Below are 23344 nucleotides of genomic sequence, written 5' to 3' on the forward strand. Positions count from 1 at the left end.
CTCCGGCTTCGGTGGTTTGGGTCAGTCGGCGGGGCCGAGCGCGATCGGCACGCCCACCAGGGAGCCGTACTCCGTCCAGGAACCGTCGTAGTTCTTGACGTTCGGCTGGCCGAGCAGCTCGTGGAGCACGAACCAGGAGAGCGCGGAGCGCTCCCCGATGCGGCAGTAGGCGACGGTGTCCGTCGACAGGTCGACGCCCTCGGCCTCGTAGAGCGCCCGCAGCTCCTCCTGGCTCTTGAAGGTGCCGTCGTCGTTGGCGTTCTTCGACCACGGGATGTTGCGGGCGGTGGGGATGTGCCCGGAACGCTGCGCCTGCTCCTGCGGGAGGTGCGCCGGGGCGTTCAGCTTGCCGCTGAACTCGTCGGGGGAGCGTACGTCGACCAGGTTGAGCTTGCCGATCGCGGCCACCGCGTCGTCCCGGAAGGCCCGGATGGAGAGGTCCTGCTCCTGGGCCCGGTACTCCGTCGCCGGACGGGTGGGGACCTCCTCGACGAGGTCGCGGGAGTCCAGCTCCCACTTCTTGCGGCCGCCGTCCAGCAGCCGTACGTCCTGGTGGCCGTAGAGCTTGAAGTACCAGTAGGCGTAGGCGGCGAACCAGTTGTTGTTGCCGCCGTAGAGGACGACGGTGTCGTCGTTGGCGATGCCCCGGGCGGACATCAGCTTCTCGAAGCCCTCCCGGTCGACGAAGTCGCGGCGGACCGGGTCCTGGAGGTCCTGGCGCCAGTCGATCCGCACCGCGTTCTTGATGTGGTTCTTGTCGTAGGCCGAGGTGTCCTCGTCCACCTCCACGATGACCACCTTGGGGTCGTCGATGTGGGCCTCGACCCAGTCGGCGTCCACCAGGACGTCACTGCGGCTCATGCTCTCTCCTCCGGGGCAGGTGCGGGTGCGCGGTACGCGCGGGGGTGCGTCGACGGGCAGCGTTCGGCTGAGGCTCGGTTCGCTGTGGCGCCGGGGCCCGGTCGGACGCGCTGGGCGGGACGGCCCCTGCGAGGGGGCGCGGGCGGGGGGAAGCGGAGTGGGGAACTCCGGCTCAGACAGGGCGACAGAGCATGGCGGCCATACGGCACAGGTCTACTGCCCGCCGCTCTGTGAGATCCGCCTGTCGCTTCATATCCCCGATCGTAAGGAGCTGAGCCCGGCATGTCACCGGCATGTCGAATGTTGAGACACGAATGGTCGAATAATGAGATAGGTGGTGGGGTGGCGGGGCCTGGGCGGCCCGCACCGGCCGCCGGTGCGGGCGGTTCCGGAGGCTCTCTTCCTCGGCTGTCCGTATGCCGAAACGGGGGGCGGGATCCGGCCTTACCGGGGCGGGACGCGCAAGCGGCGGGGCGCCGCCCGGTTTCGGGCGGCGCCCCGCCGCTCGGGCGGGCGACCGGCGAGGTCAGCCGGCGAGCTTGACGCCCTTGCCGCTGACGGTCAGCTCTATGCCGTCCTTCGTCGCGTTGACGCTCTCCAGCGACAGCTCCTCGGGGAGGCCGCCGATCTTGCTGTCCATGTCGATCTTCTCCCGGACCATGTCCTCCAGCCCCGGGATCTGGCTGGCCGGGATGGCCACGGCGCGCAGCCGCACGGTGTGACTGCCGCTGACCGAGACGGTGCTCACCACGCTGTGCTCGAAGGACTGACCGAGCGGCAGCGGCACGTTCGCGGTCACCTTGACCTGGCCCTTGCCGTCCTTGTTCTTGCCGCCGTAGCCGAGGGTGACGTTCTCGTCGGCGGCCTTGGTCAGGTCGTCGTAGCCGATCAGCGCGGTACCGGTGGCCCGCTCGGCGGTGGCGGAGGAGAAGTCCCCGCCGATGCGCACATCCGACAGCCGGGCCGACAGCGAGCTGACCCGGATCGTGTGGCCGGCCGCCTCGTGCTCTATGCCGTCGAGCTCCAGGTCGACCTCACCGAACTTCTTGCTGATCACCTGGGTCAGAAAGGGGAATCCCTTGATCGACACCTTGGGGGTGCCGGGAAGGCCCTGGCTGCTCTGGATCTTCTCCGCTGCCTTCTTCTCCGCGAGATTGACCGCGAGGCGGTCGGCAGCGACGAAGAGCCCGCCGAGCACTACGACGAGGATGAGGATTATTCGCAATGCCCGCATCGGTCCGTTCCCCCATGTCGATCACATGTACTGAAGGGTTGTCCTTGAGCCCCGTGCCCCCTGGCGAGCTTAACCGGACGGTCAGGCGATTGTTCGACTCAGTACGTAGACGATGGGGCCCGCCATGGTGAGCGGCAGCGCGACACCGGCCGTCATATGCACGAAACGAGAGGGGTAGTCGTAACTCGCCACGCGCAGCCCGATGAGCGCGCAGAGCCCGGCTGTGAGACCGGTCACGGTGCCGGTGAGGTCGTTCAGGGCGAGGAGCCGTCCCACTCCCAGACCCGCGCCAGCGGCGACGGCCAACGCGAGGACCGGGGAGAGCGGAGCCGGCAGCGGCAGCGCGCGGACGAGCACGGCGGCGGCCACCGCGACCGCCCCGGCGACCACCAGGTCGGACGACTCCGCGGCGGCGGCCAGATGACCCGCGGCCAGTACGGTGACCGCGGCGGCGGCGACCCCGGCGGTGAGCGCGTACAGCCGCTCGTCGGCCGAGCTGCGGTTCCGCAGCTGGAGCACCAGCACCAGCAGGCACCAGACACCCAGGGTGCCCAGCGCCACGGTGGGGGCGTGGGACCGGTCGACCGCGAGCAGCCCGACGTCCGCGACGACGCCCCCGGCGAAGGCCAGGGCGATGCCCTGCCGGGCCGGCCACATGCCGTTCAGCCGGTACCAGCCGGCCGCCGTCACCGCCTGGAGCAGCACGACCGGAACGGCGGCCAGCGGGCGGGGGAGCGGTGCGGCGAGCGCGACCAGCCCGGCGAGGACGACGGTCAGCAGCGCCGGCTGCAGGCCGGGGGCGATGATCGGCGAGCGGCCCTCGGCGCGCGCCCGCTGGGCCGCCGTCAGCGGGTTCGGCGGTGCGGGCGACGGCTCGGGAGCCGGTGGGGCCGGGCTGCCCGCCGAGGCGGCGTCCGGGGCGGTCGCCGTCGGCGCGAGCGGTCCGGTCGGCGTGCCCGGCCGGCCGGGGCCGTCCGGCTCCGGGCGGAGGTACGGGTTCTGAGACTGGTCGGTCATGTGCGGGGGGTCACCCTCCGGCGAATGGTGGGAGCACCTCGACCGTTCCGCCCGGGGTCAGTTCGACCGAGTCGTGGCTCCGGCTGCCGACCGGGTCGCCGTCCACCAGGAAGGAGCAGCGGACCAGCACCCGGGCGAACTCGGCGGTGTGCCGCTGCCGGGCCGCCTCCAGAGCTTCGGCGAGCGTGCCCGCCTCGTAGGGCTCTTCGGCGGTCCGCGCTGCGGCCTTGGCCGCCGCCCAGTACCGGATGGTGCCTGCTGTCGCTGCCATGGGTGACTCCTGTCGTCGCGGGTTCGTGCCGGATCCGTTCTGGCGAGGGGTCGGGGTTCTTCGGCGGCGCCCGGCGGACGCCGCCCCCATCATGACGTGTTTCGCGGTGCGTTGTGCCGCTGCCCCGGCCCCGGCGAGCTTTCGGCCAGCCAACCGGCGATCCGGGTCAGCAGCCGGTCGTCGACCGCGTTCTCCGCGTGACCCAGGCCGCGCTCGATCCAGAGGTCGGCCGCCCCCGCCGCGGCTTCGGCCAGGGAGAGCGGATGGTCCAGCGGGAAATACCGGTCCTGGTCGCCGTGGACGATCAGCAGTGGGGTCGGGGCGATCAGCGGCACGGCCGCCACCGGCGGCAACGGCACCGGGTCCCAGTCCTCGGTGTGGATCCGGGTGCGGAGCCCGTAGCGGCCCACCACCCGGCCCGCGGGCCGGGTGATCACCCAGTGCACCCGCCGCATCGGTGCGGTGCCGCGGTAGTACCAGCGGGCCGGGGCGCTCACCGAGACCACCGCGTCGGAGTACGCCGGCAGCCGGTCGCGGTGCGGCACGGTGCAGCCGGTCGCACGGGGGCCGAGCGGGGTCGCGGCGGTGGGGCGGTCCGGCCCGCCCGGCCGGTGGAGCGCGGCGTGCCGCAGCACCACCGAGCCGCCCATTGAGAAGCCGATCGTGGCCACCCTCCGGTGGCCGAGCGACCGCGCCCAGCGGACCGCCGAGGCCAGGTCGAGCACCTCGCGGTCGCCGACGGTGGAGCGTCCACCGGAGCGGCCGTGGCCGCGGAAGGAGAAGGTGACGACCGCCGCGTGCCGCCGGAGCACCGCCGCCACCCGCCGGACCGCCGGCCGGTCGAGCGAGCCGGTGAAACCGTGCGCGACCACGATCGCCGGGCCCTCGCCCGGTTGGGCGGTCTCTCCACCAGCCCCGGTCCTGGGCTGGTGGAGAGCCTCGATCCGCACTCCGTCGTCGGTCAGCAGGGCAGCACGCGTCCCGCCTCCGCCCGGTCGCCCCGGTTGCTTCGGAGGCCGGGCGGGCTGGGCGGGCTGGGCGGCTGAGTGGGGGAAACGGCCGGATTCGCCGGCTGACTGGGAGGACACGTGCGTTATTGTGACCGGGAGGATCCGGGCAGCGCCGCCCCCGGGTCCTTTCGTGCTTCCGGTGCCCGACGCGGCACCGGGCACCGCCCGTGTGCGCGGCGCTGGGCCTTCGCGGGCGAGGAGGGACCGACGGTCATGGCCAGCGGACGATGAGCACCCTGCTGCTCCTCACGGACACCCCCGCCGACCAGCCCCGCACGCCCGGAGAGGTGCTCCCGGCCCTGGACCTGCTGCTGCACGAGGCCAGGGTGGCGCCGGTCGAGGGCGCGGCCCTGGTGCACGCCCCGACGGCGGAGGTGGTCCTCGTCGACGGGCGGCAGGACCTGCCCCGGGTGCGTTCGCTGTGCCGGCTGCTGCGCACCACCGGGCTGGACGCCCCGCTGCTCCTGATCGTGACGGAGGGCGGACTGGCCGCCGTCCACGCGGACTGGGGAGTGGACGACGTCCTGCTGGACACCGCGGGTCCGGCGGAGGTGGAGGCGAGGATCCGGCTGGTGACCGGGCGGCGGCGACTGGCGGCCGAGGACCTGCCGGACGAGATCCGCGGCGGAGACCTCGCGATCAACGAGGCGGCGTACAGCGCGAAGCTCGCCGGCAGGGTGCTCGATCTCACCTTCAAGGAGTTCGAGCTGCTCAGGTACCTGGCCCAGCACCCCGGCCGGGTCTTCACCCGGGCCCAGCTCCTGCAGGACGTCTGGGGGTACGACTACTTCGGCGGCACCCGCACGGTGGACGTCCATGTGCGGCGGCTGCGCGCGAAACTCGGGCCGGAGCACGAGTCGCTGATCGGGACCGTCCGCAACGTCGGCTACCGCTTCGTACTGCCGGAGCGGGCCGAGCGGACCACCGCGCCGCGGGGGGCGGGCGCCGCCGCGCCGGTGGCCGCGGACGTCCGAGCGGGCTGGGGGAGTTGAGGGTGGAGGCTGAGCGGCGGGTGTGTGGAGGTGTTGGAGAGGTGTGTGGGGGCTTTGGCCCCGCGCCGCCATGCGCCCTGCGATCGCCCACGTCATCCCGCGTAGACTACGCACTGTGGCCAAGGTGACGCGGGACGACGTAGCGAGGTTGGCGGGTACATCCACCGCCGTGGTGAGCTACGTCATCAACAACGGACCGAGACCGGTCGCACCGGCCACCCGTGAGCGGGTGCTCAACGCGATCAAGGAGCTCGGCTACCGGCCGGACCGGGTCGCGCAGGCGATGGCCAGCCGACGTACCGACCTCATAGGCCTGATCCTCCCGGACGCGCGGCAGCCCTTCTTCGCGGAGATGGCCCATGCCGTGGAACAGGCCGCCGCCGACCGCGGGAAGATGGTGCTGGTCGGCAACTCCGACTACCGGGACGAACGCGAAGTCCACTATCTGCGAGCGTTCCTCGGTATGCGGGTCTCCGGGCTGATCCTCATCAGCCAGGGGCCGAGCGAGCACGCGGCGGCCGAGATCGAGGCCTGGGACGCCCGGCTGGTGCTGATGCACCGGCGGCCGGACGCGATCGACGACATGGCGGTCGTCACCGACGACGTGGGCGGCGCCCAGTTGGCGACCCGGCACCTGCTGGAGCACGGTCACCCCTACGTGGCCTGCCTGGGCGGTGTCGAGTCGACGCCCGTGATCGGCGACCCGGTCACCGACCACATCGAGGGTTGGCGGCGGGCCATGCACGAGGCCGGCCGTTCCACCGAGGGCCGGCTGTTCCAGTCGCTCTACAACCGCTACGAGTCCTACCAGGTCGCGTTGGAGCTGCTCGCCGGCCCGGACCGGCCGCCGGCCATCATCTGCGCCACCGACGACCAGGCCATCGGGGTGCTGCGGGCGGCGCGGGAGCTGCGGATCGACGTGCCCGGGGAGTTGGCCGTGGCCGGTTTCGACGATGTGAAGGAAGCGGCGCTCACCGACCCGCCGCTGACCACCGTCGCCTCGGACCGGCGGGCGATGGCGGACGCCGCGGTGGGGCTGGTCCTCGACGACGGACTCCGGGTGCCCGGCCCCCGGCAGGAGCGGCTCAAGCAGTTCCCGTCCCGACTCGTGGTACGCCGCTCCTGCGGCTGCGCCTGAGAATCAGCGTCTCCGGGGCGTCGGACCCGGGCAGCCTGCTCGGTAGACCGGGCGGGTTTCCCTGACGGCGCCGCTGGTTGCCGTGGGCCCGTGGTCCGTCATTCCGCGTTCCTGGGGTCGTTCCGCGTCCGTCGATCGCCGACCCCCACCGAATGGGTCGACAGGCGCCGCCTGGAAGCCGGCGGCGCCGGGTGGCCGGGTCCAGGTCGATCGATCTCGCTGCGTGCCAAAGGGAGTTGGCGGAAGGGCCCGATCGATGGCGGTTGGTTAGTCTATTTAGACTGATAGAGTTCGATCATGCCACGCCGCGCTCTTGACAACCCGATCGTTCTCGCGGTGCTGGGCCTGCTGCTGGAGCAGAGCTCGCATCCCCATCAGATCCTGTACGAGCTGCGAAAACGCAGCGACAACCACGCCTCCGCGATCAACCGGGGCACGCTCTACAACACCGTCGCCGCCCTGGCCGAAGCCGGCTGGATCGCCTCGCAGGGCCAGCAGCGTTCGGGCAACCGCCCGGAAAGGACGGTCTACGCCCTCACGGAATCGGGCCATGAGGAGCTCGTACGACGACTCGACTCGCAGATCCGGAACCCCCGGCGGGAGTTCGCGCAGTTCCTCGGAGCCGTCACCTACCTCGGTGCCCTCGGGCCGAGCGGAGCGGAGGAGGCGTTGACGGAGCGCTCCCGACGTCTCCGGGAGCGCATGGCGGCCGATGAGAAGCGGCTCGCGGACGCCCTGGCGGCCGGTGTGACCCGCCTCCACGTCATCGAAGCCGAGTACGCGCTCAGCCTGGATCGTGCCGAGACGGCCTGGATCGACGCCGTCGTCGAGGACATCCGCACCGGCTCCCTCACCTGGCCGGCCGCCTCCTCGGCGACCCCCGGGTCTCCCATGTCCCTGGACGGAGAGGACTCCAAGGCATGACAGCGACAACCCATGACGGCCTGCTCTTCGGGATATACCCCGGTGGAGTCTGCGGGGACGACGCCGGCGGACTCACCAGCGGTCCGCCCGACGACCCGACCCGGGTGGCGAGCGTGCTCGACCGTCTCCAGGGCCGAGCAGGTCGCCCCTTCCTGGTACGCGCCTACCTCGGCTTCGACGACACCACCCGGCTCGGCGAGCCGCACCTGACCGAGACGCCCACCGCCGCGGACCAGTACGCCGTGCGGGGGCGGAGACTGGACCTGGTGGCGCAGTACCGGTCCGCCGCCGCGGATGTCGACGGCTACTGCGACTTCCTGCGCGAGCTGGTCGAGCAGTACGGCGCGGTCACCAGCACCCTGCAGGTGGCGGAGGAGCCGAACGTCGCGTCGAACCCCGTGCTGGACGGCTATTACCCGGCGGTGCGGGAGGCGATCGTCCGAGGTGTGGCCGCGGCCAAGGCGCGGGCCCGAGAACTGGGACACGGACACCTGCGGGTCGGGTTCAACACCACGCCGCTGTTCGGACCGGCCGCCTCGTTCGTCGCCGAACTCACCGGCCGGGGCGGGGAGGAGTTCATCGGCGACCTGGACTACGTGGGCCTGGACTTCTTCCCCGACGTCTTCCAGCCCGTCGCCGCCGCCGAACTGGCACCGGCGGTCGAGGGGCTGCTACGGCACCACCGGGACGCGTTGCTGACCCCGGCGGGCCTGGGGCACCTGCCGCTGCACATCACCGAGCACGGCTGGCCCACCGGACCGGACCGACCCGCCGACCGCCAGGCCGATGTGGTCGAGACCGTGGTCCGGACCGTCGCGGCTCATGCGAGGCGGCTGGGACTGAGCGGCTACACGCACTTCTCGCTACGGGACTCCGACAGCTCGAACCCGGGGCTGTTCCACCAGTTCGGTCTCACCACCGACGACTACGCGCCCAAACCCGCCTTCGAGACCATGTGGACGCTCGTCGAGGAGTTCAGCGTCTGACGAGGGGCCGCGGTTCGGCCCGGCACCCCACGCCTCCCGCTCCGGCGCAGCCTGACGCGACAGCGCCCCGCTCACCGGCCGATCCGCGGCCGTGAGCGGGGCGCGCCTACTCGGCGGTCCGCGCCTACTCGACGACCGTGATCCGGTCCGCCTTCGGCGGGGCCAGCGGGGAGTCGGCCGAGGAGTTCTCGGTCAGGTAGGCGTTGAACGCGTCCAGGTCGGAGGCGCCGACCAGCTTGTTACCGCCCTCCGCCAGCACGGTGAAACCGTCGCCGCCACCGGAGAGGAACTCGTTCATCGCGACCCGGTAGGTCCGGCTCGGGTCGATCGGCTCACCGTTCAACCGCACCGAGTCGACGACGATCCGATCCGCGCCGGACTTCGTCATGTCGAGCGTGTAGCTGAAGCCCTCCGAGACCTGGAGGATCTTCGGAGACTCCTCGTTGCCGCCGCTCACCTGCTGCCGCAGCGCGGTGATCAGCTGCTCTCCGGTCAGGTCGATGGCGGTCATCATGTTGGTGAACGGCTGCACCGTGAAGGCCTCGCCGTAGGTCACCACGCCGTCGCCCTCGCCACCGGATGCCGGGTACGACAGGTCGGAGCGGATACCGCCCGGGTTCATCAGCGCGATCTCCGCACCGCCCTTGTCCTCCGGTGCCATAGCCGCCAACTGCGCGTCACTGATCAGGTCACCCAGCGGGGACTCCGGGGTCGTCGCCCCGCGGCCGGGGATGTCGTCCGAGATGTAGCCGACGGCCTCGTTGGCGATCGGCGCGGCCAGGTCGTTCCACCGCTTGATGAGAGCGGTCATGTCCCGCGCCGCGGGCTGGTCCCGGCGCACCACGTGGTTCGCCGTCCGGCCGCCGGCCGAGGCGACCGAGGTCCGCACGATGTCCTTGGTGCGGCGGTCGTAGGTGAGCGTGGTGTCGGTGTAGAGCTTGCCGAAGGAGGACGCCGAGGTGACCGTGCGCGGCTTGCCCGAGGGGTCCGGGATGGTGCAGGTGTACGCCTGGTGGGTGTGGCCGGTGACCAGCGCGTCGACCCGGGAGTCGACGTTCTTGGCGATGTCCACGATCGGGCCGGAGATGCCGTCGCCGGGGCCCGGGCTGTCGCAGTCGTAGTTGTACGCGCCGCTGACCGGTTCGCCGCCCTCGTGGATCAGCGCCACGACGGACCTAACGCCCTGCCGCTCCAACTCCTTGGCGTACTTGTTGATCGTCTTGACCTCGTTGTGGAACTTGAGGCCCTTGACCCCCTCGGCGGTGACGATGTCGGGGGTGCCCTCCAACGTCACACCGATGAAGCCGATCTTGACGCCCTTGTGCTTCCAGACGGTGTACGGCTTGAGGATCGGCTTTCCGGTCTTCTCGTCGGTGACGTTGGCCGCGAGGTACGGGAAGTCGGCGCCGCCGAAGACCTTGCCCTTCTCGAAGCAGCCGTCCTCCGGGTGGCAGCCGCCCCGCTGGATGCGCTCCAGCTCCGCGCGCCCCTCGTCGAACTCGTGGTTGCCCACGCTGGTGACGTCGAGACGGAGCTTGTTCATCGCCTCGATGGTCGGCTCGTCGTGGAACAGCCCCGAGACCAGCGGGCTGGCGCCGATGAGGTCGCCCGCCGCCGCGGTGATGCTGTAGTCGTGGCCCTTGCGGGCCTTCCGCAGCGACGAGGCCAGGTACTCCACACCACCGGCGTCGACCTGCTCGCTGGTCCCGTCCGGGTGCTCCACGGTCACCTGGCCGGAGGATCCGGTGGGCGGTTCGAGATTGCCGTGGAAGTCGTTGAACGAGAGCAACTGCACGTCGACCGTGGGGCCCTGGCCCTTGCCGTGGCCCTTCCCGTGCCCGTGCCCGTGGCCGTGGTGGCTACCGGCGGAGTGCCCGCCGGTGGCGCCGGCCGGCACGGCGGCCGACAGCACTCCGGCGGCGGCGAGCACGGCCGCACCGGCTGTCAACCGGCGTGCGAAACGGCGCCGTTGAGGTTTCGCTGGCATATCTTCCCCTTTTGGTGACGCTGGTGGCCGCCGCGAACTCCCGCGCTCCGGCGGGCGAACCGCACCGCAGAACAGCGGTACGTGACGATGAGGGGCTCCGCACGGAGTGGTCGCCCGGCACACCACGTTCCCCAGCGGTCAGCTGGGGAGCCCTGAGCTCCGGCAGCCTACAGTTGACGCGCGTAGGTGTCAGCGGTCGGGCGTGATAATGACGTACGGGGGAACGGCGCCGGAAGAGTTCGGGTCCGGGGCGAACAGCCGGGGGAAAGTCGAGCCGGGTTGATCCGTCCGTCCCCCGGCGCGTCGTAGGCTCGACGGTATGAGCGACGCAGTGGAGCGGACGGGCATGGGGCGCGCGATCGATGTCCTACGGGAACCGGCACCCGACGTGGTGCGGGAGGTAGTGCAGCTCATCGCGGAGGGCGCCCGGACGGACGGCCGGGAAGCCGTCTCCGAACAGGGCCGGCTGCTGCTGGCCGGCGGAGCCCGGGAGGGCGTCCGCCACCTGCTGCTGCGGGCGGCGGACGGCACCCTCATCGGCTACGCGCAGATCGACGGGACCGACCCGGTGGAGGCTCCGTCCGCGGAGCTCCTGGTCCACCCCGCCCACCGGGGCCGCGGCCACGGCCGGGCGCTGGCCCAGGCGTTGCTCCGGGAGACCGACCGGCGGCTGCGGGTCTGGGCGCACGGCGGCGGGCCCGCCGCCCGGCATCTGGCGCAGGTGCTGGGCATGACGCTCTTCCGGGAACTCCGGCAGATGCGCCGCCCGCTGGCCGGTCTGGAACTGGACGAGCCGAGGCTGCCCGAGGGGGTGACGGTGCGTACCTTCCGGCCCGGTGAGGACGACGAGGCCTGGCTGGCCGCCAACGCCGCGGCCTTCGCCCACCACCCCGAACAGGGCTCGCTCACCCAGCAGGACCTGGACGCCCGCAAAGCCGAGCCCTGGTTCGACCCGCTGGGTTTCTTCCTAGCGGTGCGGGAGGACGGCCGGCTGGTCGGCTTCCACTGGACCAAGGTCCACGCGGGGGAGGGGCTGGGCGAGGTGTACGTCCTCGGTGTCGACCCGCAGGCGCAGGGCGGGGGCCTCGGCAAGGCGCTCACCGCCATCGGCCTGCGCCACCTGGCCTCCCGCGGGCTGCCCACCGCCATGCTGTACGTCGACGCCGACAACGCCCCGGCGGTGAAGGTGTACGAGGGCCTCGGCTTCACCACCCACGAGACGGACCTGATGTTCCGCACGGAGTCCTGACGGGGGTCACCGTTCTGATGCCGGACTCGGTACCGACGCCGCCGGTCCGGCCGGAGAGCCGCCTGAAAGAAGTCGAGCGGCCCGCTGTTCCGCGGACGGCCCGGTGCGCTGAGGCACCGGGCCGTCACTCGGGTCGGAACCCGTTCGGCAGGTCACCCCGCGCTCTCCGCACGGGCCACGAGGTCCAGGGCGATGTCGGTGATCATGTCCTCTTGGCCGCCCACCATGCCGCGGCGGCCGACCTCGACGAGGATGCTGCGGGTGTCCAGGCCGTAGTGCTCGGCGGCGGCCTCGGCGTGGCGCAGGAAGCTGGAGTACACCCCCGCGTAGCCCAGGCTGAGGGTTTCCCGGTCCACCCGGACCTCCCGGTCCTGCAGCGGGCGGACGAGGTCGTCGGCGGCGTCCATGAGCGGGAACAGCTCGCAGCCGTGCTCCCAGCCCATCAGGTCCGCGACGGCGACGAAGGCCTCCAGCGGGCAGTTGCCGGCGCCCGCCCCCTGGCCGGCCAGCGAGGCGTCGACGCGGGTGCAACCGTTCTCCACGGCGACGACGGAGTTGGCCACGCCCAGGGCGAGGTTGTGGTGCGCGTGGATGCCCAGCTCGGTGCGTGGATCGAGGACTTCGCGGTAGGCGCGGAAGCGGTCCCGCACGCCGTCCATGGTCAGCCGGCCGCCGGAGTCGGTGACGTAGAGGCAGTTCGCGCCGTAGGACTCCATGAGCTTGGCCTGACGCGCGAGTTCCTCGGCCTCGGCCATGTGGGACATCATCAGGAAGCCGGCGACGTCCATGCCCATCTCGCGGGCGGCGGCGATGTGCTGGGCGGAGATGTCCGCCTCCGTGCAGTGGGTGGCGACGCGCACCGAGCGGATGCCCAACTCGTAGGCCCGCTTGAGGTCGTGGAGGGTGCCGATGCCGGGCAGCAGCAGCGTGGTCGGGACCGCGTGCCGGGTGGCGTCCACGACGGCTTCGATCCACTCCCAGTCGGTGTGGGCGCCGATACCGTAGTTGATGCTGGAGCCGGACAGGCCGTCGCCGTGGGCGATCTCGATCGCGGAGACGCCGGCGGCGTCCAGCGCCGCGGCGATGGTGCGGGCCTGTTCGACGGTGTAGCGGTGGCGGATGGCGTGCATACCGTCTCGCAGGGTGACGTCCTGGATGTACAGGGCGGTCGGGGTGGCGGCCCTGTCGGTGTCGGTCGTACTCATCGGGCGGCCCCTTCGCCGGCGCGGTGGGCGGCCATGTGCTCCGCGGTGCGCAGCGCGGCCGAGGTCATGATGTCGAGGTTTCCGGCGTAGGCCGGCAGGTAGTGGGCGGCCCCCTCGACCTCGAGGAAGACCGAGACTCTCAGCGCCTCGCCGCCGGTGGCCCCGGTCGGCAGCAGGGAGCGCAGCGGGTCGTCCGTCGCCACCCGGTGGAACTGCACCTTCTGTTTGAGCCGGTAACCGGGCACGTAGGCCTGGACGCGGCCGACCATCCGCTCGACGGAGGCCGTGATGGCCTCGGTGTCGCAGTCGGAGACCAGGCAGTGCACGGTGTCCCGCATGATCAGCGGGGGCTCGGCGGGGTTGAGGATGATGATCGCCTTGCCGCGGGCGGCGCCCCCGACCTGCTCGATGGCGGCCCGGGTGGTCTCGGTGAACTCGTCGATGTTCGCCCGGGTGCCGGGGCCGGCCGAACGGGAGGCGATGGAGGCGATGATCTCGCCGTAGTGGACCGGGGTGACGGCGTTGACCGCGGCGACGACGGGGATGGTGGCCTGACCACCGCAGGTGACCATGTTGACGTTCGGCGCTCCGAGGTGGGCGTCGCCGTTGACCGGCGGCACCACGTAGGGGCCCAGGGCGGCCGGGGTGAGGTCGACCAGGGTGCGGCCGAGTGGGCGGAGCACCGTCTCGTGGCGCTGGTGGGCGCCGGCGGAGGTGGCGTCGAAGACGATCCGCACGTCGGCGAACTCGTCCATCCGCACCAGGCCGTCGACGCCCTCGTGGGTGGTGGCCACCTTCAGGCGGCGGGCGCGGGCCAGGCCGTCGGAGGCCGGATCGATGCCGGCCAGGGCCGCGACCTCCAGACTCTCCGACAGCCGCAGCACCTTGATCATCAGGTCGGTGCCGATGTTCCCCGACCCGATGATCGCCACCTTGGTCCGGGGGGTCGTCTCACTACTCATTCGTTCTCTCCTTCCGCCTCGAAGGCGACCCGGACGGAACCCAGGTTCGAGATACGGGCTTCGAAAGCATCACCCGGGGTGACGGTCACCATCGGCCCCAGGGCTCCGGTCAGAACGAGGTCCCCCGCCCGCAGCGGGTCCCCCATCCCCGCGAGGGTCGAGGCCAGCCAGGCGGCCGCGTTGAGGGGGCTGCCGAGGCAGTCGGCACCGGTGCCCTCGGAGACCGCCTCACCGTTGCGGAGCATGGTCATCCGGACGGTACGGAGGTTGAGTCCGGTCAGCGGCACGGGCTGACCGCCCAGCACGAACAGGCCACTTGAGGCGTTGTCGGCGATGGTGTCGGCGATGGTGATGTCCCAGTCCCGCACCCGGCTGTCGACGATCTCCAGGGCGGGAAGCGCGAAGTCGGCCGCGCGGATGACGTCGACGACGGTGCACTGGTCGTGCGGCAGGTCGCTGCCGAGAACCAGCGCGACCTCGGCCTCCACCTTGGGTTGCAGGAGTCGCCCGGCGGGCACCACATCGCCCTCGGCCACGGCCATGTCCGCGAACAGCGCTCCGAAGTCCGGCTGGTCCACGCCGAGTTGGCGCTGCACTGCCGGAGAGGTCAGCCCGATCTTGCGGCCGACGATCCGGCGCCCGGCGGCCACGCCCTGCCGGATGTTGAGCCGCTGCACGGCGTAGGCGGCATCGGTGTCCGCCGCGGACAGGAGCGGAGCCACCGGGGGGCACGGCACGCCGGTCCGGGCGGCCTCCGCCAGGGCGGCTGCCGCCTTTGTCACGGCGGTGGAGTCACGGTCGCTCATGGCCGCCTCACTCCCCGGGCGGTCAGGCTGCGGTACGGAACGGACATACGGGTTACCTCCGGCGGGGGGACGGGTGAAGCGGTTGGGAGAATTCGGAACGGCCGGTGCGGGCGCGTCGTGACGGCGGTCATTCCTTGGGCCCGAGGCCGGCTACGCGGATGCCGGAGCGGACTTTGTAGCGCTTGTTGACGCTGATCAGCACGGCGGTGAGCGGCTCCAGCTGACGGGCCAGCCGCAGGGCGCCGGCGTCGACGCCGGGGCGGCCGGTGACCGCGCGTGCCAGTTCGACGACCACCGCCTTGGCCTCGGTGTCGTCCCCGCAGACCAGTACGTCTTCGTGGTCGAGCAGCCCGGCCTGGTTCCACAGGCTCGGCGCGGAGAGGTGATGGAAGGCACCCACCAGCCGGGCCTCGGGGACGATCCGCTGCGCCTCCTCGGCCGCGCTGCCGTCGGGGACGTCCAGACCATAGGGGCCGCGCCGGTCGAAGCCGAGCGGGTTCACACAGCTGACCAGCGTCTTGCCGGCCAGCCGGGGGCGGAGCGATTCCACCAGGGCGGCATGACCGTCGTAGGGCACCGCGAGCAGCACGACGTCCGCGGACTCGGCGGCGGTGGCGTTGTCCACCCCGCTGACGGGGGCGGTGTCGCCGGCCCGGCGCAGGATCTCGGTCGCCGCCTGCTCCGCGCGCTCGGCGGACCGGGAGCCGAGAACGACCGTGTGACCGGCCCGGGCGAACCGGTAGGCCAGGCCCTTGCCCTGGGGGCCGGTGCCGCCGATGACGGCGATCTTGTAGCTGGTCATGCTGGCTCCTCACGGATCAGGGGATGCGGATGGGGGTGTTCCTCGGGGGGGGGGAGACGGAGCAGTGGGGAGGCGGGAACGCTCACCGCCGCAACAGCCGGCACAGCGTGTGCCGCAGGTCGCCGACGTCGGGCACGGTGTCCAGGGACAGACACCGCTCGATCCACTGTTCCCAGCGGCCATCGCCCTCCCTGGCGCCGACGTTGCGGCGGAACTTGGCTGTGACCGCGTCACCGGGCACGGTTCGGGCGGCGCCCCCACCGCCGCTCAGGACCTCCTGCTCGGCCCGCTGCCCGTCCGCGAGATCGACGATCACTCGTGCGCCCCAGCGGTCCGGTAGGTGGGCGTCGAGTCCGGGGGCGTGGCCCAGGGCCACCTCCGGTACGCCTCGCGGCAGCGCGCCCCTGAAGAAGCGGACGTCCGCGGCGGCGCCGTGGAGCCACGCCGCGACGGCGAAGACCGCGCTGGCCGCGGCCTCGGTGGGGCCCGCCGGTGCCCGGTCGGCGGTGACGAAGCGGAGGAGCGCCTTGGGCAGCAGGATCTCGATACGGCGGGCCGACGCGACCGGCAGCCCCCGCGCCGCCAGCGCCTCCAGGGCGTCCAGCGCCGCGTGCAGCGGCCGGGCACACGGATACCCCTTGAACACGCAGTTGTTCAGGTGCGGCTCGGTCTCGGCGGAGGCCGGTGCGGCGCCGGTGCCGAGCGCCGCGGCGGCGGGCCCGTCCAGTAGGGTCCGACTCGCGGTCGCGCCGACGCGTGCCAGTTGGGCCGCCTCCACTCCGTCGGCCGCCGCGCGCCCGGCCAGCAGGTAGTGGCCGGCGCCGAGTTCGTCCGCGCTGAGCAGTCCGCCGAGACCCGCCGCGGCCAGGCCCAGGGCCGCGGTGGTCTCCTCGTGCCCAAGGCGCAGCAGGCTGGCGGCGGCAGCGGCCGAGCCCAGTGCGCCGAAGACCGCGGTCGGCCACCAGGCGGAGCCGTAGAGGCGGGGTCCGCCGAAGCGCAGCCCCGCCTCGACGACCACCTCGTAGCCGGCGATCACGGCGTCGACGACCGCCCGGCCCGGCAGTCCTTCGCGGTCGGCCACGGCCAGGGCGGCCGGGACCACCACGGCCGCGGGTACCACGGCGGCGGCGGGGTGCAAGGCGTCGTACTCGTCGGCGTGCCCCAGTACCGCCTCCGCCCACACTGCCGTGCGCAGCCCGTGCCGGCCGGCCAGGGCGGGAGTGCGCAGCTCACCGGAGGCGCCGGTGTCCGCCGCGAACCGGGCGAGCTGAGCCGCGACGGGGTGGGAGGCTCCGGCCGCCACGCAGCCCAGCGTGTCGAGGACGTGGAGGGCGGCCGACGACCGGGTGCCGGCGTCGGCCTCCTCCGCCCCACGCCGGCCGCGCAGTGCCAGCTCCTCCAGCACGCTCACCGGACCGCTCCCGGCCGCAGAGCGGGCAGCACCGCGGAGCCGACGCTTTCGATCAGCTCGGTGGGCAGGTCGTAGGAGCCGACGTGTTGGAGGAACACGCCGTTCACGCCGGTGGCGTGCAGTTCCCTGAGCCGTTCGGTGATCTCCTTGGCAGTGCCGAACAGACAGAACTCCTGGGCGAAGCGCAGGGCTGCCGCGTCGCTGACCCACTCCGAGCAGATCTCCACCGCGACGTCCCAGTCCTCGGCGTGTACGAGGTCCGGGTAGACGCCCTCCACCTGGTCGGGGACGTCCAGTTCGATGCCCGCGAGGGCGAGGAAGGGCGCTCCGCCCATCTGCGCGATCGACGCGCAGATCGGCTTGAGCTGTCGCGCGTCGGCCTCGATGTCCTCGGTCACGGCGCAGAACGCCGAGACGGTCAGCGGCACCTCGTCAGCGGTACGGCCCGCGGCCTCGGCGCCCTCCCGCACCCGCGCGGTGGCGCCGGCCAGGGTCTTCGGCGAGGCGCCGCTGAGCAGGATGACGCCGTCCGCCGTCTCCCCGGCGAGCCGCAGGTTCCGCGGGCCGCTGGCGGCCACGTGGATCGGCACGTCCGGCTGGGGGTCGCGGAGCCGGGAGCGGACGCCGTCGAAGTCCCACTCCTGTCCGGACAGCAGCGCCCGCAGCAGGCCCAGTCCCTCGCGCAGCGCCGCCCCGGTGCTCGGGCGCAGGCCGATCGGGGCGACCGAGCTGTTGCCGACGCCGAGGCCGAGGGTGAACCGGCCGGGAGCGAGCTCGGCCACGCTGCGCGCGGCCGAGGCGACGACGGCCGGGTGCCGGGTCACCAGGTTGGTGACCGCGGTGCCCAGCCCGATTCGTTCGGTGTTCAGGGCGGCCGCGGTCAGCACCGTGAAGACGTCCCGCCACAGCAGCTGCGAGTCGGGGAACCACACCTGGTCGAAGCCGAGTTCCTCGGCCCGGCGCACGGATCCGACCAGCCGGTCGGCCCGGTCGCACGGCGGGATGCGGACGCCGACCCGCAGTCCGGCGTCCGCCGCTCCGGCCGCTGCCGGGGTGGTCAAGACCGCCCCCGGCCGAGGAACTCCAGCGCGAGCTTGTTGAACCGGTCGGCGTGCTCGTGCTGGGGCCAGTGCCCGCACTCCGGGAAGATCTCCAAAGTCGAGCCCGGGATGGACTCCTGCATCCGGTGCGCTTCGGGCACGTCGCCGAAGGGGTTCTGCGCGCCCCAGACGATCAGGGTGGGCGCGGCGATCCGGGCCATCTGCTCCGGGCTGAGGAGGTCCTCGGTCCGGTTCTCCATCTTCTGGAGGCACAGCAGCTCGTCGATTCCGGCGACGAACTCCGGGCGGTGGTAGATCGCGTGGCGGACGTCGACGAGCTCCTCGGAGACGTTCACCGGGTCGTGCATGAGCAGCTCCAGGCGGCGGCGGGTGAGGTCCCGGTCGTCGCTGGTGACGGCCGCCTTGGTGCTGGTGCGGATCCGGTCCATGACCTCGGGGTTGGCCACGGTCCCGCCCGGGGCGACGAGGATCAGCCGCCCGACGCGCTCGGGGTGGTCGGCGGCGAGGCGGCCCGCCACCCAGCCGCCGAGGGACTCGCCGATGAAGTGGGCCCGCTCGATGTTTCGGCTGTCGAGGTAGTCGAGCACGTGCCGCACATAGCGCGGGATGCGCAGGTCGCCGCCCGGGTTGTCGGTGTAGCCGTGGCCGAGCATGTCGAGGGCGTGCAGTTCGAAGCCCTCGGACAGCTCCGGCACGTTGCGCACGAACGCCTCAAGGTGGCCGCTGGTGCCGTGGAGCATCACGACGGCCTCGCCCTCGCCGGCGCGCAGTACCCGGGTGCGTGCTCCGTTCACCGGCGCGTAGGAAAGTTCGAAGCCGGTGCCGGTCAGGTCGGTCCAGATGGTCATGCCGATGTCTCCTTGGACGAGGGGGTGAGGAGGCTGACGCCCATGCCGGTCAGCCAGTCGGGGACGGCCCCGTAGGCGAGGGTGCGGCCGGTCGGCGGCCCCCCGGGAGAGGTGAGGGCCGCGGTCATCGCGATCCAGGCGCGCAGTTCGTGTGCGCCGTTGCCCGCCTCCTTCTCGATCTGTTCGTCGGTGTGGTCGAGGAGGGCGGAGAGGTCACCGGTCTCGAGCAGGCGCAGGAACCACTGGTCGAACTCCTCGTTGATGTCCGGCTCGGCGGCCCGGATGATCTGCCGGCGGCGCACCTCGTACTCGCTCCAGGAGGTGCGGCCGTTGAGCCAGGCCTCGACCAGGAAGCGGTCGTCGTCCGAGAGCGTGTCGAACCACTTGGGCCAGGGCAGCCGGTGGGAGAGCCCGCCGGAGGCGATGACCGCGATCCGCTTGTCCTGTCCGTCGCCCTGGACGGCGGCGCGGAGTGCGGCGCCGAGCGTGTGGCAGCGGGCGAGGGAGGGCAGCGGCGGCGCGAACATGTTGATCACGACGGGAACGATCGGCACGTCGAGGGCGGGCAGCAGGTGCTGCAGCGAGTGGGTGATGCCGTGGTCGACGGTCAGCCGCAGCGAGAACGCGGGGTCGAACCCGTCGGTGACCAGGCCGTCGACGATGCGGCGGGCCAGGTCGGTGTCGACCGGGAGCGGTCCGCCGGGTGTGCCGGCCTCTCCGGCGCCCCGCACCTCGCCGACGCCGATGGTGAAGGCCGGCATCAGGTCGAGGAACATGCCGCGGAAGTGGTTGGAGCCGATCACGACGACGGCGTCCGGGCGGGCCTCGGCCAGTGCGTCACGCGCCTGGGCGAGGCCGTCGCGGAACCGGTGCGCCGCGGGCAGGTGGTCGACTTCGGCCCAGTGCGTGTTCATCAGGGTGCTGTGTGAGGACCCGACGCCAAGTACCAGTCGGCTCATGAGTCCTCCTCTCCGACGTGCGGCCGCGTTCGCCGGGCCGCCGGGTGTGACGGTGATCCGCTGCGCCCGTTCATGCGGCGCGCCGTTCTCCGGTGCACACCGCGATCGCGGTGTGCACGATGGCCCGGGTCAGCCGGACGGCCTCCCGGATGTCGACGACGTTCATCCCGGCGGGGAAGTCCAGCGGCAGCGGGGCGTCCGGGCCGATCCGGTCCATGCCGATCCGGGCGGTCGGCAGGCCCCGTGCGCGCAGGATGTTGGCGTCGGTCGCGCCGCTGTTGGCGACGATGGGCTCGTGCGGCCGGCCGGCGATCTCCTCCCACGCGGACTTGGCCGCCGCGACGACCGGGGCGTCCTCGGGCGTGTGGGTGCCGGGAATGGCGAGCACCATGTCCCAGTCGAGCTCGATCTGCGGGTGTGCGGCCTTGATCGCGTCGATCGCGGTGGCGAACTCGCGGCGTACGTCGGCGGGTGTCGAGCGAGGGTTGGTGCGCAGGTCGACCTTGAACCGGCAGAGGGCCGGGGCCACCGCAGCCATTCGCGGCCAGCCGCCCTCCACGGAGGAGATGATGCCCTGCGGTGCCACCAGCCCGTCGGTGTGCCGGGCGGCGTACTCGGGGAACCAGCGCTCCAAGGCGTCGATCACGGTGGCGGCGTGGGCGATGGCGTTCGCATAGGGCATCCGGTGCCGGCTGCCGACGTAGGTGTAGGTGCCGCGCACCCGGACCTCGAACCAGCAGAGTCCCACCTCCTCCCAGGAGACGGCCCACCCCGGCTTGGCGATCAGGGCGTGGTCGGCCCACCAGCCCTGTTCCAGCAGGAACGAGCAGCCGCTGCCCTGGCCGGCGTTGTGCCGGGTCAGACCGCGGGTGGTGCGGCCGTTGGTCGGCATCCCGCCGGCTCCGAGGCCGACGACGAGGTCGCCGCGCAGCGGTATCCGGGCTCGGGCGATCGCCTCCGCAGCGGCGACGACCGCCGCGCCGTGGCCCTTGGGGTTGCTGGCGCCGAGCCCGAGCACATGGTGACCGTGCACCTGGGCGCGGGGCTGCATGTCCGCCCGCAACTCGGGCCCGATCCAGGGCACGTCCTCCTCCGCGTCGCCGACGGTGAGGGTGTCGGTCGGGGCGTAGAGCAGCAGGTCCTCGCCGCTGCCGTCGCCACGGAGCCGGCCGACGGCGTTGGCCTGGCGGTCGTCGATCGCCTGGTAGTGGGCCTCAAGCCCCGCGCCATCGAGGGTCGTGGTCAGCCAGCGGGCGAGTGCGGCCTCCTCACCGGTCGGGCTCGGGATGTCGACCATCCCGACGACGAGTTCGGTGAGCCGTTCGGGGGTGATGAGCTTCCAGGCAGCCTCCGTCCAGGACTGTTGCCGCGTGTTCAGCCGGGTCATCGCGCACCCGGGCGGACGCTGCGGACGGTGGTGCCGCGCCCCAGCCGGACGAGCAGTCCGGAGCGCTGCGCGGCCACGGCGGCCGCGACGGTGGCGAGGGTGATCAGGACAGCGGTGCGAGAGGACACGGCAATCAGCTCCTGTGGGTGAGGAACGCGTCGGCGAGCGCGGCGACGGCCGCCGGGCGCTCGGCCTGCGGATGGTGGGAGGTCCGGCCGACGACGGCGAGGTCACCGCGGGGCAGCGCGTCGGCGAGGGCCGCCGCGTAGTCGGGGCCGGCGAAGGGGTCGTGGCGCCCCCACAGGACGAGAGTGGGGGCCTTGACGGCGCCGAGGGCCTGGCCCAGGTCCTCGGCGGGGGCGGGCAGGCCGGCGGTCGCGAGCGCGCCGGGGGTGACGCTGGCCCGGTACCGGGCCAGTGCCGTCGACTCAGGGATGCGGGCGGTGTCGTACCACTCCGACGCCGCCATCAGCGCCCGCATCTTGGCCGGACCGGGGCCGTCCCCGCCGTAGTACTCGGCGCGGACCCGGGCGCCGAGCCCCGGATCCGTGCTCAGTGGGCCGGCCCCGCCCGGTGCGGGTGTGGGCTGGCTGCCGATGAGCACGATCCGGCCGATCCGCTCGGGCCGGTCGGCCGCGAGCCTCAGCGCGACCAGCCCGCCGTACGACTGGGCGAGCACGTCGACCCGGGCGGGTGCGACCCGTTCCAGCAGCGCGGCGAGGACGCCGGCGGCCGCCGAGGGGGACAACCGCGCCGCGGAGGGCTCCGTCCCCGAGGCGCCGTAGCCGGGCAGATCCACCCAGAGCCACCGGCGTTCGGGCCGCAGCGTCAGCACCGCACCGAAGTCCGAGGTCGCGTGGCAGCCCGGGCCACCGCCGTGCAGGACGACGGTGACCGGGCCGTCCGCGGCGCCGGCCCAGCCGTGGGCCGGCTCAGTGACCGACACGGCGTTCGGTGGGCTGGACGACCGGTGCCACCTGTTCGACGTGCCGGCGCCAGGCGTTGATCGACAGGTCGGGCCGGTACAGCCGCTCCGGCGGGGCGTCGGTGACGTTGACCATCCACGCGTCCTGCCGGGTGAACTGGCCGTGGAACAGCCAGCGGAAGGCAGCCAGGTACTTCGCCTTGAAGGCCAGTGCGGTGGCGCCGGTCTCGAAGCGCACCATCATCTGCACGTAGCGCACGTGGTCGGCGTCGACGGGGACGTACCACTCGTAGTGGATGAACTTCGGGTAGGCCACCCGGAGCAGGCCCGGCATCCGGACCGACACGAAGCCGGGGATGTCCATGGCGGAGATCACCGGGTTGGCGTCGCCGTTCTTGTCGGGGTGGTCGGGCAGCGGCACCCGCTTCCACCAGCGCTTGTTGGTGAAGGTGCCGACGCCGGGGAACTCCGCGTCGTAGTGCAGTTCGTCCTGCACCCGGACCAGCCAGCCGTCCTTCTCGACGATGCGCGTCTTGTTCCAGGTCGGCATGACCTTGAACAGTCGCCACAGCGCGGTGTTGTGCAGGTACTTGGCGTGGCCCTCGTCGAAGCCGTTCTCGGCACCGAACCGCCAGTTGCCCTTGCGGACCTCCGACCGCCCGCCGAGCACCAGCGTGTTCTCGGTGAGCTCGGAGGGGATGTCACGCTCGACCGGCGGCGGGTCCTCGCCGGGCGGGACGTCGCCGATGTAGACCCACAGCATGCCCAGGAGCTCTTCGACGGGGTAGGTCGCGACGGAGATCTTGCCGCAGATGGGGCTGTCGGGGCCGTCGGTGATGACGGCGTCGAGCCTTCCGGTCTCCAGGCCGAAGGTCCAGCCGTGGTACGCGCAGCTGATCGTCCCGGGAAACTCCTTGCGGCCCAGCGACAGGGGCACGCCACGGTGCGGGCAGCGGTCGTGCAGGGCCCGGACCTTGTCACCGTCGCGGACCAGCGCGATGCGCTCGCCGGCCAGGGTGATCGGCACCGGCTTCTCCTGGACCTGATGCGCCCAGATGGTCGGGTACCAGTAGTTGCGGAATCCCAGCTCGGCCGAGTTGTAGATCGGCCAGGCCGACCAGTCGGTGCCGTCCTGGACGGGCGGGCCGGGCTCGACCGGCTTCGTCGACGAACGTCCCGCGGCGCCGCGGCTGCGCGGCACCTTGCGGGGTGCGGCTTCGGGGGTCGGTTCGGTGGATGCGCTCACGATGTCTCCAGTCAACGGGGGTGCGCACGGCGTGCCGTGCGATCGTCAGAGTCGAGGACCGGG

The 23344-nt window shown here is 72.4% G+C and carries 23 protein-coding genes; 5 read left to right on the plus strand and 18 right to left on the minus strand.

The features are described from left to right. Window positions 1–21: 21 nt before the first annotated feature. The 5 genes from BGP73_RS19560 to BGP73_RS19580 all read right to left on the minus strand — a co-directional run bounded on the left by BGP73_RS19560 (window position 22) and on the right by BGP73_RS19580 (window position 4351). Window positions 22–861 (minus strand): sulfurtransferase, encoded by an 840-nt coding sequence (locus tag BGP73_RS19560; protein WP_069816741.1) that lies wholly within the window; start codon window positions 859–861, stop codon window positions 22–24. A gap of 526 nt (window positions 862–1387) precedes the next feature. After that, on the minus strand, window positions 1388–2095 hold the full coding sequence (locus BGP73_RS19565; protein ID WP_069816743.1) for an LmeA family phospholipid-binding protein: 708 nt from the start codon (window positions 2093–2095) through the stop codon (window positions 1388–1390). Window positions 2096–2176: 81 nt separating this feature from the next. Further along, window positions 2177–3112, minus strand: a complete 936-nt coding sequence (locus BGP73_RS19570; protein WP_069816745.1) for a hypothetical protein — start codon at window positions 3110–3112, stop codon at window positions 2177–2179. Between the two features lie 10 nt (window positions 3113–3122). Then, the gene (locus tag BGP73_RS19575; RefSeq protein WP_069816747.1) at window positions 3123–3383 is read right to left on the minus strand and encodes a MoaD/ThiS family protein; all 261 of its coding nucleotides are present in this window, start codon (window positions 3381–3383) and stop codon (window positions 3123–3125) included. An 89-nt stretch (window positions 3384–3472) separates the two neighbouring features. After that, window positions 3473–4351: an alpha/beta hydrolase gene (locus tag BGP73_RS19580; protein WP_069816887.1), complete on the minus strand. Its 879-nt coding sequence runs from the start codon at window positions 4349–4351 to the stop codon at window positions 3473–3475. A 269-nt stretch (window positions 4352–4620) separates the two neighbouring features. Here BGP73_RS19580 and BGP73_RS19585 point away from each other — a divergent pair, with 269 nt between their 5' ends. From BGP73_RS19585 to BGP73_RS19600, 4 genes are all read left to right on the plus strand, one after another. Beyond that, window positions 4621–5385, plus strand: coding sequence for a response regulator transcription factor (locus tag BGP73_RS19585; RefSeq protein WP_069816749.1), 765 nt, complete (start codon window positions 4621–4623; stop codon window positions 5383–5385). 115 nt (window positions 5386–5500) lie between these two features. Further along, complete coding sequence (locus tag BGP73_RS19590; protein ID WP_069816751.1) at window positions 5501–6523, plus strand: LacI family DNA-binding transcriptional regulator; 1023 nt, start codon at window positions 5501–5503, stop codon at window positions 6521–6523. Window positions 6524–6820: 297 nt separating this feature from the next. Continuing rightward, window positions 6821–7447, plus strand: a complete 627-nt coding sequence (locus tag BGP73_RS19595; RefSeq protein WP_069816753.1) for a PadR family transcriptional regulator — start codon at window positions 6821–6823, stop codon at window positions 7445–7447. Further along, entirely contained in the window at window positions 7444–8433 is a 990-nt protein-coding gene (locus BGP73_RS19600; protein ID WP_079127695.1) for a hypothetical protein, read from the plus strand. Before BGP73_RS19595 ends, BGP73_RS19600 begins: the two co-directional genes overlap by 4 nt. Before the next feature lie 124 nt (window positions 8434–8557). Here BGP73_RS19600 and BGP73_RS19605 read toward each other — a convergent pair whose 3' ends face one another. Beyond that, window positions 8558–10420 carry a bifunctional metallophosphatase/5'-nucleotidase gene (locus BGP73_RS19605; protein ID WP_069816755.1) on the minus strand — a complete coding sequence of 621 codons (1863 nt, stop codon included), beginning with the start codon at window positions 10418–10420 and terminating at the stop codon, window positions 8558–8560. A gap of 319 nt (window positions 10421–10739) precedes the next feature. On the opposite strand from BGP73_RS19605, the gene mshD reads away from it, so the two are divergent. Continuing rightward, window positions 10740–11669, plus strand: coding sequence for a mycothiol synthase (gene mshD / locus BGP73_RS19610; protein WP_069816757.1), 930 nt, complete (start codon window positions 10740–10742; stop codon window positions 11667–11669). A 152-nt stretch (window positions 11670–11821) separates the two neighbouring features. Here the strand turns inward: mshD and dmpG are convergent, their stop codons facing one another. The 12 genes from dmpG to BGP73_RS19665 all read right to left on the minus strand — a co-directional run bounded on the left by dmpG (window position 11822) and on the right by BGP73_RS19665 (window position 23281). After that, a complete protein-coding gene (gene dmpG / locus BGP73_RS19615; RefSeq protein WP_069816759.1) occupies window positions 11822–12874 on the minus strand; it encodes a 4-hydroxy-2-oxovalerate aldolase in 1053 nt (350 codons plus the stop codon). Then, window positions 12871–13836 carry an acetaldehyde dehydrogenase (acetylating) gene (locus BGP73_RS19620; RefSeq protein WP_069816761.1) on the minus strand — a complete coding sequence of 322 codons (966 nt, stop codon included), beginning with the start codon at window positions 13834–13836 and terminating at the stop codon, window positions 12871–12873. Before BGP73_RS19620 ends, dmpG begins: the two co-directional genes overlap by 4 nt. Further along, on the minus strand, window positions 13833–14642 hold the full coding sequence (gene mhpD / locus BGP73_RS19625) for a 2-keto-4-pentenoate hydratase (RefSeq protein ID WP_069816763.1): 810 nt from the start codon (window positions 14640–14642) through the stop codon (window positions 13833–13835). Before mhpD ends, BGP73_RS19620 begins: the two co-directional genes overlap by 4 nt. Before the next feature lie 127 nt (window positions 14643–14769). Further along, window positions 14770–15444 (minus strand): NADPH-dependent F420 reductase, encoded by a 675-nt coding sequence (npdG, locus tag BGP73_RS19630; protein WP_069816765.1) that lies wholly within the window; start codon window positions 15442–15444, stop codon window positions 14770–14772. Window positions 15445–15526: 82 nt separating this feature from the next. Further along, window positions 15527–16855, minus strand: coding sequence for an MmgE/PrpD family protein (locus BGP73_RS19635; protein WP_069816767.1), 1329 nt, complete (start codon window positions 16853–16855; stop codon window positions 15527–15529). Beyond that, window positions 16852–17916 carry an LLM class flavin-dependent oxidoreductase gene (locus BGP73_RS19640; RefSeq protein ID WP_069816769.1) on the minus strand — a complete coding sequence of 355 codons (1065 nt, stop codon included), beginning with the start codon at window positions 17914–17916 and terminating at the stop codon, window positions 16852–16854. The genes BGP73_RS19635 and BGP73_RS19640 overlap by 4 nt, the downstream gene beginning before the upstream one ends. Next, complete coding sequence (locus tag BGP73_RS19645; protein ID WP_069816771.1) at window positions 17913–18764, minus strand: alpha/beta fold hydrolase; 852 nt, start codon at window positions 18762–18764, stop codon at window positions 17913–17915. Before BGP73_RS19645 ends, BGP73_RS19640 begins: the two co-directional genes overlap by 4 nt. Then, entirely contained in the window at window positions 18761–19723 is a 963-nt protein-coding gene (locus BGP73_RS19650; protein WP_069816773.1) for a catechol 1,2-dioxygenase, read from the minus strand. Before BGP73_RS19650 ends, BGP73_RS19645 begins: the two co-directional genes overlap by 4 nt. Before the next feature lie 70 nt (window positions 19724–19793). Continuing rightward, complete coding sequence (locus tag BGP73_RS19655) at window positions 19794–21110, minus strand: M20 family metallopeptidase (RefSeq protein WP_069816775.1); 1317 nt, start codon at window positions 21108–21110, stop codon at window positions 19794–19796. After that, a complete protein-coding gene (locus tag BGP73_RS23790) occupies window positions 21107–21238 on the minus strand; it encodes a hypothetical protein (protein WP_280138198.1) in 132 nt (43 codons plus the stop codon). The genes BGP73_RS19655 and BGP73_RS23790 overlap by 4 nt, the downstream gene beginning before the upstream one ends. A gap of 5 nt (window positions 21239–21243) precedes the next feature. Further along, window positions 21244–22056: an alpha/beta fold hydrolase gene (locus BGP73_RS19660; RefSeq protein ID WP_069816777.1), complete on the minus strand. Its 813-nt coding sequence runs from the start codon at window positions 22054–22056 to the stop codon at window positions 21244–21246. Then, on the minus strand, window positions 22043–23281 hold the full coding sequence (locus BGP73_RS19665) for a Rieske 2Fe-2S domain-containing protein (RefSeq protein WP_069816779.1): 1239 nt from the start codon (window positions 23279–23281) through the stop codon (window positions 22043–22045). The genes BGP73_RS19660 and BGP73_RS19665 overlap by 14 nt, the downstream gene beginning before the upstream one ends. Window positions 23282–23344 lie beyond the last annotated feature (63 nt).

The sequence above is a fragment of the Streptomyces sp. TP-A0874 genome, from assembly GCF_001748085.1.
Lineage (GTDB): Bacteria > Actinomycetota > Actinomycetes > Streptomycetales > Streptomycetaceae > Streptomyces.